The sequence below is a fragment of the Devosia sp. genome (assembly GCF_017307495.1).
Classification (GTDB): domain Bacteria; phylum Pseudomonadota; class Alphaproteobacteria; order Rhizobiales; family Devosiaceae; genus Devosia_A.
Map to the genome: position 1 here is coordinate 198,293 of NZ_JAFKHE010000015.1, position 13,206 is coordinate 211,498.

A 13,206-nucleotide genomic window follows, 5' to 3' on the forward strand; every position below is an offset into this window, starting at 1 on the left:
TCCTATTTCGGCCCCTGGGCCGAGACTGATCCGAGGCCGTCACGTCCGGCCTTCGGTCGCTCCTCCCCCCTGAAGGAGCATTGGGCGCCACGCTAGCTATTTTTTGACCGAATGGTCAATCGCGGCGGGATGGTTGCAGGTCGGTTGCCGACAGCCAGAACACCTCGCCCTCGCTCTCGGCGGTCTCGAGCCAGACGAACGGCAGGTCGGGGAACTCCGCCTCGAGGAAGGCCTGGCCGGTGCCGATCTCGCAGATCAGCCCGCCCCCCGGCGTCAGGTGCCGGCCGGCCGTCGCGAGGATTTCCCGGACCAGGTCGAGGCCATCCGCGCCGCCGACATGGGCCATGCGGGGCTCATTGGCATATTCGGGCGGAAAGGCCTCGACCTCGCTGGCCGCGACATAGGGCGGATTGCTGATGATCAGGTCGTAGCGCTGCCCGCCGGCCGGTTCGAGCAGGTTGCCCTGGAGCAGGCGGATGCGGTCGGCGAGCCCGTGGTCGGCGAGGTTCAGCCTGGCGACCTCGAGCGCTTCGGGGCTGAGGTCGATGGCATCGACCGCAGCCTCCGGAAAGCACATCGCGGCGATGATCGCGAGGCAACCGGACCCGGTGCACAGGTCGAGCACGCTGCCGATCGCCTCCGCATCCGGGATGAGGCCCAGCCCCGCCGGGCCCAGTTCGCCGCCCAGCAGCAGTTCGGCAATGAACGAGCGCGGGATGATGACGCGCTCGTCGACCCGGAACGGGATGCCCTGGATATAGGCCTTGCCGAGGAGATACGGTGCCGGCTTGCGCGTCTCTATCCGGGCCTCGAACAGCCCGATGAGCTTCTCCCGCTCGGCGAGCGTCAGGCGCGCATCGAGCCAGGGATTGATGTCGTCGACCGGCAGGCGCAGCCCCTCGAGGATCAGGAACGCCGCCTCGTCGATGGCGCTGTGGGTGCCGTGCCCATAGGTGAGGTCGGCGCTGTTGAAGCGGCTCACTGCATAGCGCAGCAGGTCGCGTACCGAGACCAGTTCGTCGGCGGGGGCCATGGTCAGGCGTGCCCGGCGGCGCTGAGGAACTGCTTGAGGCGGGGCGAGCGGGTATTGCCGAACACCTCGGCGACGGTGCCTTCCTCCTCGATCCTGCCCTGATGCAGGAAGATCACCTTGGTGGCGATGGTCTTGGCGAACTGCATGTCGTGCGTCACCAGCACCATGGTGCGGCCCTCGTCGGCGAGGAGCTTGATGACGCGCAGCACTTCGACCTCGAGTTCGGGGTCGAGCGCCGAGGTGGGTTCGTCGAACAGCATGACCTTGGGGTTGACGCACAGCGCCCGAGCGATGGCGGCGCGCTGCTGCTGGCCGCCCGAGAGTTGGCTGGGATAGCTCTCGGCCTTGTCGCGGATGCCGACCTTGGCCAGCATCTCGAGCGCTTCCTCGTGGACCTCGGCCTTGGCCCGCTTCTGCACGTACAGCGGCGCCTCCATGACGTTGTCGATCACCGTCATGTGGCTCCACAGGTTGAACGACTGGAACACCATGCCGAGCTCGGAGCGGATGCGACGGATCTGCTGCTCGCTGGCGGGGCGGCGATGCGGCGGTTCGCCGGTCAGCTCGATCTCTTCACCCGCCACCTTGACGATGCCGCTCTCGGGCACCTCCAGCATGTTGATACAGCGCAGCAGGGTCGATTTTCCCGATCCCGACGAGCCGATCAGGGCAACGACGTCGCCCTCGTGGGCGACCAGGTCGATGCCCTTCAGGACTTCCAGGGGACCGTAGGATTTGTGCAGGCCGATGATCTCGACCACGGGTTTGGCGGCGATGGCGTTCATCGGCGCACCAAAGCCAAAAGCGGGGTGTTCTGGCAAGCAAATTGCGGAACCTCTCCTTCCGGCCATGCGTTCGTCCCCTGGAGCCCACCAGATCGGCGGCTCCTTTCGAGACCAACCGAGAAAGGAGAGTTGCGATGAATTGGAACCAGATGGAAGGCAACTGGGAGCAGTTCAAAGGCAAGGTGCAGACCCAGTGGGGCAAGCTCACCGACAGTGACCTTGACGTCATCAAGGGCAATCGCAAGCAGCTCGCTGGCAAGATCCAGGAACGCTACGGCAAGGCGCAGCAAGACGCCGAGCGCGAGGTCGACGATTGGTTCGGCCGCCTGCACTGACCCAGGTGCTGTCAACTCGGAAAGCCCCGTTTCGGCGGGGCTTTTCTTTGCGCGCGCGGCGCGCGAGCAAACGGCCCCACCCGACTGGATGAGGCCGTTGCCATCTCGGAACCGCGGACCCGGCAGGGACGGCCCGAGCGTCCTGGGGCTGGCGCTAGGAGGCGCGCTTGAACAGGCCGATGATCAGCGAGATGACCAGGAAGGCCAGGAACAGGAAGAACAGGACCTGCGCGATGCCGGAGGCGGCGCCGGCAATGCCGCCGAAGCCGAGCACGCCGGCAATGATCGCAACAACGAGGAAGATCAGGGCGTATTGAAGCATTTTGTTATTCTCCGTTGGACGCTTCGATGCCTTCTAAACGCCCGGTCCTGTTGCGGAGTTCCCAAAAAACGAAGGGCCAGGCGCCGCCTGACCCTTTGAAAAATCGTCCGATCAAGCGGCGGCGCGGGAGCCTTCGTCGAAGAACAGCGCCTGGCTGATCAGCGCCCGCACCATGTCGGGGTTGAACGGCTTGGTGACGAGGAAGGTCGGCTCCGGCCGCTCGCCGGTCAGCAGGCGCTCGGGAAAGGCGGTGATGAAGATCACCGGGATGGGGTGGGTGTGCAGGATGTCGTTGACGGCATCTATCCCGGACGAACCGTCCGCGAGCTGGATGTCGGCGAGGATCATGCGCGGCTGCGTCTTGTGGTAGAGCGCCACCGCCTCCTTGTGCGTCCGGGCGATGCCGACGACGCGGTGGCCCAGGCCCTCGACCATCTGCTCGATGTCCATGGCGATGAGCGGCTCGTCCTCGATGATGAGGATATCGGTCGCGACCTGCTTGGAAATCTCGGTCGAGGCTTCGGCGAGAAGTTCGGCGAACGCGCCGGGGCTGACATCGAGCACCTCGGCGGCTTCGTCGTGGCTGAATCCTTCAACCGAAACGAGCAGGAACGCCTGGCGTGGCTTGGGTGCCAGGTTGGCCAGGTTGGCCGCGGCGCGCGCCTCCCAGGGGAACGTCGACGTCGGTTCGGGCACGCGAACCGCGGAGGTGGAGAACAGCCGCGAGTACAGCTTGTAGAGCGAAATGCGATCGTTCGAGGCTTCCGGGAAGATCGACAGGTCGGCGATCAGCGCCTCGAGCGTGGCGGCGACATACGCATCGCCGGATGTCTGCGATCCGGTGACGGCCCGCGAGAAGCGACGCAGGTAGGGCAGGTGCGGGGCAATCCGCGTGGAAAGGGACATTCAGGAACTACTCCCATGACGCTTTTTGAGCTTACCATGCCCCATAACGGAGCATCCCAAAAATCGGTTCCACCCAATCGGGAACTTTTGTGCGCCAGGGGCATTTAGAGCCACGGCGGGACGTTGGGGTCAAATCCTGCTGCGGGGCAAAGGGTTTATGCGAGACAAAGCGACAATGAACGAATTGGGTATGCTGCGGCGGCGGCGCGACGACGGGCTCGGCCCGAACTCCGACATCGGCAACAAGCTGCGAGCTCTCTACGGCGCCGTGCAGCAGGAAGAGATTCCGACGCGGCTGATCGACCTGCTCGAGCAGCTCGATGCCGTTGAAAAGCAGGCCAAAACCGAAAAGAGCGAGTGACGCAATGGACGCCGAGAAGCCGAGCTTCAAGCGTGAGCTGCTGTCCACTCTCCCGAGCCTGCGCGCCTTTGCGGTTTCGCTGTCGGGGCGCCATGACAAGGCCGACGACCTGGTTCAGGACACCGTCATGAAGGCCTGGGCGAAACAGGACAGCTTCGAGATGGGCACCAACATGAAGGCCTGGCTGTTCACCATCCTGCGCAACGAGTTCTACAGCCAGATGCGCAAGCGGGGCCGCGAGGTGCAGGACAGCGACGGTGCATTCACCGAACGGCTGTCGGTGCATCCCTCGCAATACGGGCTGATGGACCTCGCAGACTTCAGGGCGGCGCTCGACAAGCTGCCCGACGACCAGCGCGAGGCGATCATCCTGATCGGTGCATCGGGCTTTTCCTACGAGGAAGCTGCCGACATCTGCAAATGCGCCGTCGGGACGATGAAGAGCCGCGTCAGCCGGGCGCGCACCAAGCTGCAGGAGATCCTGCAGGTGGCGGGCGAGTCCGACTACGGGCCGGACTCGGTCTCGGCGCAGGTAACGACGACTCCGCGTTACACCTGATCCAGCGGGCGGCGCGCCTCGTTGAGCGCCGCCTCGCATGCCGCCACGAGTGCGGAGGCGACAAAGGGCTTCTCCAGGGGGACAGTGCCCGTGAACAGCGACTGTATCTGCCGGTCGGCTGACGTCACCACCACGCCGACGCCTTGCTCGCGCAGCTGCGCGACAAAGGCCACCACCCCGGGGTCGCCGAGCCGGGCCTCGATCACCGCCAGGTCGATCTGGTCGAGTATCGGTTGCGCCGCCTCTTCGACATTGGCCGCGATGACGACCCTTGCCGCGCCTTCGGCAAGCAGGGAATACTCGATATCGGTGGCGATGAGGTATTCCTGCTCAACGACAAGTACGGTGCGACCCCGCATATGGTAACCTTCGCGACGCTCGAAAATGGGGCGCCATACTCGATGGCGGGCGGAGTGCGGTCATTTAACAATGACACCCTTTCTGTTCGCTTCGCGATGACACCACTGTTGTATTCCCGTCGTGCCTGCGTCTCGCTGGAGGGCCAATGGAGGGCGCCCGCATGATCCCCGTGACCACCGCGGTGCGCCGCGTCCCATGCGAGGCGTGCCCGCTACGCGCCAATCGCTATTTCCGGGATTTCACGGCCGAGGAACTGAAGTTCGTCAGCACCTTCAAGCGCGGCGAACTGGTGGCGGACGCCGGCTCGATGATCCTGGCCGAGGGAACGCACAGTGCGCAGCTGTTCACCCTGCTGTCGGGCTGGGCGTTCCGCTATAAGACGCTGGAGGACGGGCGGCGCCAGATCCTGAATTTCCTGCTCCCCGGCGATCTCGTGGGCCTGCAGGGCTCGATCATCGGCGAGATGGAGCATTCGGTGGAGTCGCTCTCGCCGGTGGTGCTTTGCGTGTTCCAGCGCGACAGCCTCGCGACCCTGTTCGAGGGTTACCCGTCACTGGCATTCGACGTGACCTGGATGGCGTCGCGCGAGGAACGCATGCTGGACGAGAACCTGCTCAGCCTCGGGCGCCGCAACGCCATGGAACGGGCGGCCTATCTCATCGCCTTCCTGTACCAGCGGGCCGAAAAGGCGGGCATGACCAGGAAGCCGGTCATTCCGATCACCCAGCAGCACGTCGCCGATACGCTGGGCCTGTCGATCGTTCACACCAACAAGACGCTCCGGAAACTGGCGGCGCGCCAGCTTATCCGCTGGCAGGGACGGTCCTGCGAAGTGCTCGATCCGGCCGGGCTTGCCGAAATCGCCGGGTGGGACGGCCTGGGGGAAAACCGGCGGCCACTGATCTGAGCCGCACTGTCGCCATCCATGCTCACTACACACGCAGGTATCGAACCGATCGTGACGATGAACGGGCAAGGGCGGTGCCTGGATGAGCCATGTTGACAGCCGGACGATGAGCCTCGGCCTGCCACATCGCCGCCGCGTCGGCGTGCGGCGGCTCGCGATCCTGGTCTCGCTGGGGTTGATGCTGCTGGCCGTGGTGGCCTCGCTCTTCCTCGTTCGCACCGTGGACAGCCAGCTTGCCGATATCGCCAATACCTACGAGATCCGCCGCCAGGCGCGCGAACTCATGCTGGCCATCGTCGATGCCGAGACCGGCCAGCGCGGCTACCTGCTGACGCGCGACGAGGCCTATCTCACGCCCTACAACGCTGCCGTCGCCAACATGAGCGGAACCTACGATCAGTTGAGCGTCCTGCTCAGGGACAGCCCGACCCAGGCCGAGCGGCTGGCGGCGATCGCCCCCGATATCGAGGCCAAGCGCGCCGAGATGGCCCATACCATCGAGCTGATGAGCGCGGGCCAGGTTCCCGAGGCGCTGGCGCTGCTGCGGTCGGATGCCGGTCGCGAACTCATGGACCGCATACGTACCCATCTGCGCGCCCTGATCGCGGAAGAGGACGATCGCCTGGTCGAGCGAAACGCCGCGGTGGCGATCTACCGCCAGTCGCTGGTGGCGACGACGCTTGCGGCGCTTATCGCGGCGGCCGCGCTCGCCTATGCGCTGCTCTCGCGCTCGCAGCGCCGGGTCGACGCGCTGGCCGAGCAGCAGTCGGCGCTGCGCACCCAGAACGAGGAGCTCGAGGCGCGGGTGCGGGCGCGCACTGCCGAAGTGGAGGAGGCGCGCGCCCGCTCGGAGCGCGAGCGCGAGCGGGTCGAGGCGCTGCTGCAGGACACCAATCACCGTATCGGCAATTCGCTGGCGACGGTGTCCTCCCTGCTCGGCCTGCAACTGGCGCGCTCCAGTTCCGACGAGGTACGCAACGCGCTCGAGGCGGCCCAGGCCCGCGTCCAGGCCATTGCCTCCGGCCATCGCCGCCTGCGGCTGGGCGCGGACCTCGAGACCACCAACGCCGCCGAGTTTCTCGATGACGTGACCGAGGACCTGGCGCAGGGCGTCCCGCCCGGCTCGAGCGTCAGCTTCGTGCGCGACTTCGAGCCGCTGACCATCCCGGCGCGGGATGCGACCACGATCGGCATCGTGGTCAGCGAACTGGCCACCAATGCCTGCAAGCACGCGTTCGGCGCCGACGGCAAGGGCACCATCTGGGTGCGTTTCGGCAGGGGCGCGAACGGTGTGGTCACGCTGGCGGTGGAGGATGACGGCCAGGGCATGCAGGAGACCGGCAACGGCCGTTCGGGACTGGGCGCGCTGATCGTCCGGCAGGTGGCCAACCAGTTCGGCGGCGCCGAGCCGCGCTACGCGCCGCGTCCGGGCGGCGGGACCTCGGTCACCGTGGAACTGCCGAAACTCGAGGTGCGCAATGGGTCGTAGCGGGCAGGCCATCGGGGGGCGGGCATGCATTTCATCGGCGTGCTGAACAAGGACGGCGGCACCTTCCGCACCATGGACATGGCCGCCTTCGCCACCAGCGCCGAGCGGGTGTTCGCCGAGCACGGCAACTCGCTCGAGTGCCGCGTCGTCGCGGGTGCGGACCTCGCAGCAGAGCTCGAGCGGGCGGCGAGCGACCCGTCGTCCGATGCGCTGCTGGCGGGCGGCGGGGACGGCACGATCTCGGCCGCTGCCGGCATCTGCTTTTCGCACCGGATGGCGCTGGCGGTGCTGCCGGCGGGGACCATGAACCTGTTCGCCCGCTCGCTCGGGGTGCCGCTGCAGCTCGATGCGGCGGTCGCGGCCCTCGCGCAGGGGCAGGTCGGCACCGTCGACATCGCCACGGCCAACGGGCGCCCGTTCGTGCACCAGTTCTCGGTCGGCATGCATTCACGCCTCGTGAGCATCCGCAATGGCCTCGCCTATGCCGGGCGCTGGGGCAAGATGCTGGCCAGCCTCTGGGCGGTCGCGCCTGCGCTGTCCCGGCCGCTGGTGTTCACGGCGGAGATCACGACGCGGAGCGGGACGGAGCGGCGCAAGGCAACGGCGCTTGCCGTCTCGAACAACCTGCTGGACGAGGGGCACGTGCCCTACGCCGAAGTCGTGGACCGCGGCGTGCTCGGCGTCTACGTCGTCGCACCGATGCCGGCACACGAACTGGCGCGCCTCGCCGTCGCGCTGGCCTTCGGCCGGTGGAAGGCGCATCCGCTGGTTTCCGAGAAGGAGGTCGAGCAGGTGGCCCTCAGCTTTCCGCACCGCAAGGCTTCGGCGAAAGCCGTGATCGACGGCGAACTGGTACCGCTCGACCGCCACGTCGAGCTGCGGATCCATGCCGGCGGCCTCAAGGTGATCCTGCCCGCTGCCGCCGCGCCTGCGTCATCGGCCAACCCGGCGACCGAGCTGGCATAACAAAGTCCCGCCGCGGGGGAGGGCCGGGGCGGGACTCGATGCTGCGATGTGCGCTGACTAGAGGCTCGCCGCCCCTGCCTCGACCGGCTGCTGGCCGAGCCGGCGCAGGGCGTTCTCGATGGTCTTGAGGTCTTCGCCGTCGTCGCCATCGACCGGGGTCATGCCCTCGGTGGCGCTGCGCTCCTTGGACAGGGAGTCGGCTTCCAGCTGGCGCAGCATGGTGATCTTCTCGCCTTCCGGGATGTGCTCGTCGGTCAGGATGGTCACGATCTTGCGCTTGATGTGGGTCATGGCTCGCACTCCTGCGTGCTTGGGTCCTTGGCATGCCGCGCCAGGTGGTGCGGTGCGGTGGGTAACGCCGGCCCGGACGGCCGGTTCCCTCACATCATTCCGCATCGGCCTCGTCGCTGCGCTGGCCGGTCGGCTTGGCCAGCAGGTAGGCGGCCGCCAAGGCGCCGCCGACGGGGATGCCGATCTTCCTCATGAGGTCGGATCGGAGCAGCAGGGGCAGGGCGGTCAGCGCCGCGGTGGTGACCAGCGCCGTCTTTTCCGCCGCGTTCCGGCGTTCCGTCGCCCGGCGGCGGGCGATCCCGTCCGCGATCGCAATGGCGGCCCAGATGACGATCGCGATGACGATGGCGCCGGCGGCAATCGCCAGCGGCGCGATGATCGGCCCCCACAGCAAGGCGAACCAGGCGTGCAGGGCGACGAGCAGGAAGGCGATGCCGATCAACGCGAAGAACGCCATGGCCGACCAGGCTATGGCGTTGCGCTTGATGTGCTCGAGCAGTTCGTCGACCTCGATGCCGAGGACCGACGCAGCCAGGGCGAGCAGGTGCATGGATTACCTCGAGATCACCGCCAGCAGGAACCCGAGTGCGATGGCGCCGGCCACGGCGGTCAGCGGCTTCTCGCGAATGGTGTCCTTGATCTGCTTTTCGAGCTGGCCGAACTCGTCCTGCGCATCGCCGACGGCCTGCTGGCCGACCTTGGCGAGATGGCGGGCCTCGCGCTTGGCGACGCTCTGGGCCTCGTTCACCTTGTCCTCGGCGAGCCCGGTCAGCGTGCTGGCGATCGCCTTGAGATCGGCCTGCAATTGCTGGACCTGCGCCGACAGGTCGTCGTCCCGTTGCGGTGCGCGGGCGGTGCTGCGGCGCGCGCCGTTGGCAGCGCGTCGCGTCGGGGTAGCGGATCGGTTGGGAGCCATGTCGGTCGTCGCAGCCATCTGTGTACTCCTTGCATAAGCTTGCGGCTTAACGCTCTGCGGGGGCGGCGGTTCCAGTCTGGCCCCGGCGCGGCCCGCATTTTTGCGGCAGATCAAATGAGTGCACCCCGGCTCGGGCGCGAGCCGGGGTGCCAGGCGAACCGAAAGGGGGCGACCTCGGCTCGCTTGGGCTCGTCAGAATACGCGCATCAACACGAGGATGATGACGATGACGAGCACGACGCCAAGAATACCGGAGGGATAGGCTCCCCAGGAGCGGGAGTAGGGCCAGGCCGGTATGGCGCCGATCAGCAGCAGGATCAGCAGGATGATGATGATCGTGCTCAATGTCATGGTACGTGCTCCTACAGGATGGCGAGCAGGAGCGTAGCGGCGACCGCGAGGATGCCGACGGCCGCACTCATCGCCGCTATCACCGCGCCGTAGTGGGTCCGTCCGTCATAACCCTCCGGTACCCAGGCAAGGGCCGCACGGCTTGCGTGTTCAAGATTTGCGATCTCGATGGTGCTCATCGCCAAGTTCCCGTCGTGTGGTTCTGGCCCCGGGGGACCGGTCGGACACGCCGCAGGCGCGTCTGGCCAGCACAACGGCGGCTGCCACACTTGGTTCCAGAGCGCTGAAGTGTTTCGCCTTATTCGACGCGCACGACGTCGACCGACTGCTTGGCGGAATGCTCGCCGCTGGTGCGCAGCACACCCACGATGGGCGAGATGTCGGAGTAGTCGCGGCCGTGGCCGATGGTGATGTGGTCGGGCCCGGCGAGCATGGCGTTGGTGGGGTCGAACTCGATCCAGCCGGCGTGCTGGCCGCACCAGACGCGCACCCAGGCATGCATGGCGTCGGCCCCCTCGAGGCGCGGCTTGCCCTTGGGCGGGATGGTGCGCAGGAAGCCCGAGACGTAGCCGGCAGGGATGCCGACGCCGCGCAGGCCGGCGATCATGACATGGGCGAAGTCCTGGCATACCCCGCGCTTCAGGGCGAAGGCCTCTGAGGGGCCGGTATCGACCTTCGTCGCCTCGCGATCGTAGCGGAACTCGCGGTGGATGCGCAGGCAGAGATCGAGCGCCGCCGCCTGCACGGAGGGCGAGCTTGCCACCGAGTCACGGGCATAGGCGGCAATCGCCGGATCGAGCGGCACGCGCGGCGAGGCGGCAAGGAAATGCTGCGGCGAACTGGCGGCCACCGACCACAGCCTGCTCAGTTCTTCCCGCAGCCCGGTCAGCGTCGGCGACAGGTCCGCAGGACTGGGCGGATCCTCGACCTGCACGCGGGCGGAGAGCCTGACGTCGAGATGATCGTGATAGCCGGAATAGGCGATGGTGGTGACGAGGTTGCCGAAGAAGTCGGTGAAGCTCGTCTCCTGCTCGGGGCGCGGCTCGAACGAGAGCGATGCGGCGATGACGCGCTGCACCTGCGGAATCGAGATCGGACTGACCCGCACCAGGTGCCGGTCGCCATGTACCGCGGCGTCGTAGTCGTAGTGCAGTTCGAGCCGGACGTCGTAGAGCACGGCTCGCCTCCCTCAGACGAAATAGGCGTCGGCAATGAGACCGGCGAGATTGCCGATGTCGAGGCCGAGCCGGTTGAGGTGGGGGGTCGTCATCGCCGCAGGCTCACTGACGCGCAGTTCGGTGTCGAGCGACAGCGCGGCCTTGGCCGCGATCGACAGGTGACCGCCCTCGATGCCGCCGGGCAGACGCTCGAGCTGCTGATACAACTCCGCGATCTGGAAGCGCACCGAGCGGGGATTGAGCGGGTCGAGGACCAGCAGGTCGATATAGGAGTTGACGCCAGCGCTCACCGCGTAGCGCCGGCGGTGCGTCATCACGCTGTCGCCGATCTCGAGCAGCAGGTCGAGCGCGCCCTCGGGTGCGTTCTTGCGCGTCAGCCAGGCGACGGCGCCGGAAATCTGGATACCGCGTTCGAGCCGGCGCCCGATTTCGAGGAAGCGCCAGCCGGCGAAGCGGTACATGTTCTCGTGCACGAGGCCCGAGAAGCCGGCAAGCTTGCGCAGCAGCACGGTCATGGCGCGGGTGGCGTCGTCGCCGGCCTCCACCTTGTGGGCGAAGGTGCGCGCGGTCTTGCGCAGGTCGGCCAGCGCCAGCCATCCATCGGGCGAGAAGCGGTCGCGGATCTGGCCGGCGCTGTTGACCGCGCTGTCGATGGCCGCGAGCAGCCCGGTCGGCAGCGGCGTCGAGGCGTCGACGCCCAGCCCGTCGAGATAGGTGCGCGTATCCTTGAGGATGGGCAGGTCCGGATTGGAGCTCTCGGCGAGGCGGGCGTTGTACGCGCGCAGGATTCGCACGGTCGCCTCGCAGCGTTCGGCGTAGCGTCCGAGCCAGATCAGGTTGTCGGCGGCACGGCTGGGCAGGCTTCCGGCCGAGACGCGTACCAGCTCCTCGCCCTCGCCGGGCAGCAGCGTGACGTGCTCGACCGGCTGGTCGCTAACCACCCAGACGTCGGCGGCCTGGCCGCCGCGCTGCATGGCGATGGCGGACGAATCGGGCGTCGAGCCGATGCGGGCGAAACCTCCGGGCATGATCGTCCAGCCATCGCGCGTGCGCGCCGCATAGACGCGCAAGGTCATCGGGCGGGGCTCGAGCCGGCCACCGACATGGAGCGGGGTGGTCGACAGGTGCACCTGTTCCTGGCCGACGAACGCTCCGCCCTCGGCCTCGAGGCGGTCGAGCAGGGCCTGGCGCTGGTGCGGGGGCAGGCCGCCGCCGACAACGGTCTCCGTGTCCTCGATGGCAAGGCCGGTGGCGAAGGCCGATCCCACCATCATGGTATCGAAATTGTCGATGACGTGCCGCCGTTCGGCGGCACCGCCGCACCACCAGGTGGCAATGGTTGGCAGCTCCAGCTCGCTGCCGGTCAGGGTGCGGCACAGATTGGGCATGAACGCCGCGAAGGCGCGCGTCTCGAGGATGCCCGAGCCCAGGGCGTTGACCATCGAGATCGAGCCCTGCCGAATTGCGTCGGTGAGTCCCGGCGTCCCGATCCGGCTGTCGTAGCGCAGTTCCAGCGGGTCGGCGAAGCTCGCATCCATGCGGCGCCAGAGCACGCTGACCGGCTTCAACCCGGACACCGTGCGCACCATCACCTGGCCGTCGTCGACGACCAGGTCCTCGCCCTCGAGCAGCGCGAAGCCCAGGTAGCGGGCGATGTAGGCGTGCTCGAAATAGGTCTCGTTGTGCTGGCCGGGCGTGAGGATGCCGACCCCGCCGTCACGGGACTCGGCAATGCCGTTCAAGGCGTCGCGAAAACCCCTGAAGAAGCCGGCGAGGCGATGCACATGCATCCTGCCGTAGATGTCGGACAGCGCGCGCGTCGTCGCCACCCGGTTCTCGAGCGCGAAGCCGGCGCCGGAGGGCGCCTGGGTGCGGTCGCCCAGCACCCACCAGCCGCCATTCGGCCCGCGGCCGAGCTCGAAGGCGCAAAAGTGCAGGTAATGCCCGCTCGCCGGCTCGATACCGACCATCGGGCGCAGGAACTCGGCGTTGCGCGCGATCAGCTCGGGCGGCAGCAGGCCGCGCTGCACAAGCTGGTTGTCGCCATAGATGTCGGCAACGATCGTCTCCAGCAGTTCGGCACGCTGGGTCAGGCCGCGCGTGATCGTGCGCCACTCCGCCTCGTCGAGGATCAGCGGCACGTGCGCCAGCGGCCAGCCGCGCTCCTTGCCGGCGGCGCCGTCGTACTTGCGGTAATAGACCCCGGCATCGCGCAGGTACTGGTCGGCCCGTTCGAAGCGTCCCGCCAGTTCGGTCGGGCCGAGGTCGTCGAGTGCCCCGATCAGTTGCGACCACGCGGGCCGCAGTCGTCCATCGGGGGCGAGCATCTCGTCGGGAACGCCGGGCAGGGGCTTGTAGTCGGCAATGAGCCCATGGGCCCCATGCCTTGCCGCCTGCCGTTCATTCCGAGTGCTCATGGAGCAATAGCGCTAGCGAAAGCGGCCGGA

At 67.4% G+C, this 13,206-nt stretch carries 18 protein-coding genes; 6 read left to right on the forward strand and 12 right to left on the reverse strand.

Annotated elements, in window-relative coordinates; all coding sequences use genetic code 11:
- Positions 1-115 precede the first annotated feature (115 nt).
- Positions 116-1,033 (reverse strand): 50S ribosomal protein L3 N(5)-glutamine methyltransferase, encoded by a 918-nt coding sequence (gene prmB, locus J0I99_RS07270; RefSeq protein WP_291393475.1) that lies wholly within the window; start codon positions 1,031-1,033, stop codon positions 116-118.
- A gap of 2 nt (positions 1,034-1,035) precedes the next feature.
- Complete coding sequence (locus J0I99_RS07275; protein ID WP_291396886.1) at positions 1,036-1,818, reverse strand: amino acid ABC transporter ATP-binding protein; 783 nt, start codon at positions 1,816-1,818, stop codon at positions 1,036-1,038.
- Between the two features lie 134 nt (positions 1,819-1,952).
- Between J0I99_RS07275 and J0I99_RS07280 the strand changes: the two genes are divergently transcribed.
- Positions 1,953-2,153, forward strand: coding sequence for a CsbD family protein (locus J0I99_RS07280; protein WP_291393478.1), 201 nt, complete (start codon positions 1,953-1,955; stop codon positions 2,151-2,153).
- Positions 2,154-2,307: 154 nt separating this feature from the next.
- Here J0I99_RS07280 and J0I99_RS07285 read toward each other — a convergent pair whose 3' ends face one another.
- Together J0I99_RS07285 and J0I99_RS07290 are read right to left on the reverse strand one after the other, a co-directional pair.
- Positions 2,308-2,475, reverse strand: a complete 168-nt coding sequence (locus J0I99_RS07285; RefSeq protein ID WP_291393480.1) for a DUF1328 domain-containing protein — start codon at positions 2,473-2,475, stop codon at positions 2,308-2,310.
- 111 nt (positions 2,476-2,586) lie between these two features.
- Complete coding sequence (locus J0I99_RS07290; protein WP_291396888.1) at positions 2,587-3,381, reverse strand: response regulator; 795 nt, start codon at positions 3,379-3,381, stop codon at positions 2,587-2,589.
- Between the two features lie 175 nt (positions 3,382-3,556).
- Here J0I99_RS07290 and J0I99_RS07295 point away from each other — a divergent pair, with 175 nt between their 5' ends.
- Together J0I99_RS07295 and J0I99_RS07300 are read left to right on the forward strand one after the other, a co-directional pair.
- The gene (locus J0I99_RS07295) at positions 3,557-3,742 is read left to right on the forward strand and encodes a NepR family anti-sigma factor (RefSeq protein ID WP_291389488.1); all 186 of its coding nucleotides are present in this window, start codon (positions 3,557-3,559) and stop codon (positions 3,740-3,742) included.
- 4 nt (positions 3,743-3,746) lie between these two features.
- Complete coding sequence (locus J0I99_RS07300) at positions 3,747-4,301, forward strand: RNA polymerase sigma factor (RefSeq protein ID WP_291389489.1); 555 nt, start codon at positions 3,747-3,749, stop codon at positions 4,299-4,301.
- Here the strand turns inward: J0I99_RS07300 and J0I99_RS07305 are convergent.
- The gene (locus J0I99_RS07305) at positions 4,292-4,660 is read right to left on the reverse strand and encodes a hypothetical protein (protein WP_291396889.1); all 369 of its coding nucleotides are present in this window, start codon (positions 4,658-4,660) and stop codon (positions 4,292-4,294) included. The genes J0I99_RS07300 and J0I99_RS07305 overlap by 10 nt on opposite strands.
- Before the next feature lie 161 nt (positions 4,661-4,821).
- Here J0I99_RS07305 and J0I99_RS07310 point away from each other — a divergent pair, with 161 nt between their 5' ends.
- The 3 genes from J0I99_RS07310 to J0I99_RS07320 all read left to right on the forward strand — a co-directional run bounded on the left by J0I99_RS07310 (position 4,822) and on the right by J0I99_RS07320 (position 8,023).
- Positions 4,822-5,568 carry a Crp/Fnr family transcriptional regulator gene (locus tag J0I99_RS07310; RefSeq protein ID WP_291396890.1) on the forward strand — a complete coding sequence of 249 codons (747 nt, stop codon included), beginning with the start codon at positions 4,822-4,824 and terminating at the stop codon, positions 5,566-5,568.
- Positions 5,569-5,650: 82 nt separating this feature from the next.
- Positions 5,651-7,057: a CHASE3 domain-containing protein gene (locus tag J0I99_RS07315; protein ID WP_291396891.1), complete on the forward strand. Its 1,407-nt coding sequence runs from the start codon at positions 5,651-5,653 to the stop codon at positions 7,055-7,057.
- Positions 7,058-7,081: 24 nt separating this feature from the next.
- Positions 7,082-8,023, forward strand: coding sequence for a diacylglycerol kinase family protein (locus J0I99_RS07320; protein WP_291396893.1), 942 nt, complete (start codon positions 7,082-7,084; stop codon positions 8,021-8,023).
- 57 nt (positions 8,024-8,080) lie between these two features.
- Here the strand turns inward: J0I99_RS07320 and J0I99_RS07325 are convergent, their stop codons facing one another.
- The 7 genes from J0I99_RS07325 to J0I99_RS07355 all read right to left on the reverse strand — a co-directional run bounded on the left by J0I99_RS07325 (position 8,081) and on the right by J0I99_RS07355 (position 13,176).
- Positions 8,081-8,314, reverse strand: a complete 234-nt coding sequence (locus J0I99_RS07325; protein WP_291396895.1) for a hypothetical protein — start codon at positions 8,312-8,314, stop codon at positions 8,081-8,083.
- A 94-nt stretch (positions 8,315-8,408) separates the two neighbouring features.
- Complete coding sequence (locus J0I99_RS07330; RefSeq protein WP_291396897.1) at positions 8,409-8,864, reverse strand: hypothetical protein; 456 nt, start codon at positions 8,862-8,864, stop codon at positions 8,409-8,411.
- A gap of 3 nt (positions 8,865-8,867) precedes the next feature.
- Positions 8,868-9,248: a hypothetical protein gene (locus tag J0I99_RS07335; protein ID WP_291396899.1), complete on the reverse strand. Its 381-nt coding sequence runs from the start codon at positions 9,246-9,248 to the stop codon at positions 8,868-8,870.
- A gap of 174 nt (positions 9,249-9,422) precedes the next feature.
- The gene (locus J0I99_RS07340; protein WP_082434138.1) at positions 9,423-9,581 is read right to left on the reverse strand and encodes a DUF3309 family protein; all 159 of its coding nucleotides are present in this window, start codon (positions 9,579-9,581) and stop codon (positions 9,423-9,425) included.
- Between the two features lie 11 nt (positions 9,582-9,592).
- Positions 9,593-9,760, reverse strand: a complete 168-nt coding sequence (locus J0I99_RS07345; RefSeq protein WP_291391805.1) for a hypothetical protein — start codon at positions 9,758-9,760, stop codon at positions 9,593-9,595.
- Between the two features lie 119 nt (positions 9,761-9,879).
- Positions 9,880-10,758 (reverse strand): transglutaminase family protein, encoded by an 879-nt coding sequence (locus J0I99_RS07350; protein ID WP_291391804.1) that lies wholly within the window; start codon positions 10,756-10,758, stop codon positions 9,880-9,882.
- Positions 10,759-10,770: 12 nt separating this feature from the next.
- On the reverse strand, positions 10,771-13,176 hold the full coding sequence (locus tag J0I99_RS07355) for a circularly permuted type 2 ATP-grasp protein (RefSeq protein ID WP_291396902.1): 2,406 nt from the start codon (positions 13,174-13,176) through the stop codon (positions 10,771-10,773).
- Between the last annotated feature and the right edge of the window lie 30 nt (positions 13,177-13,206).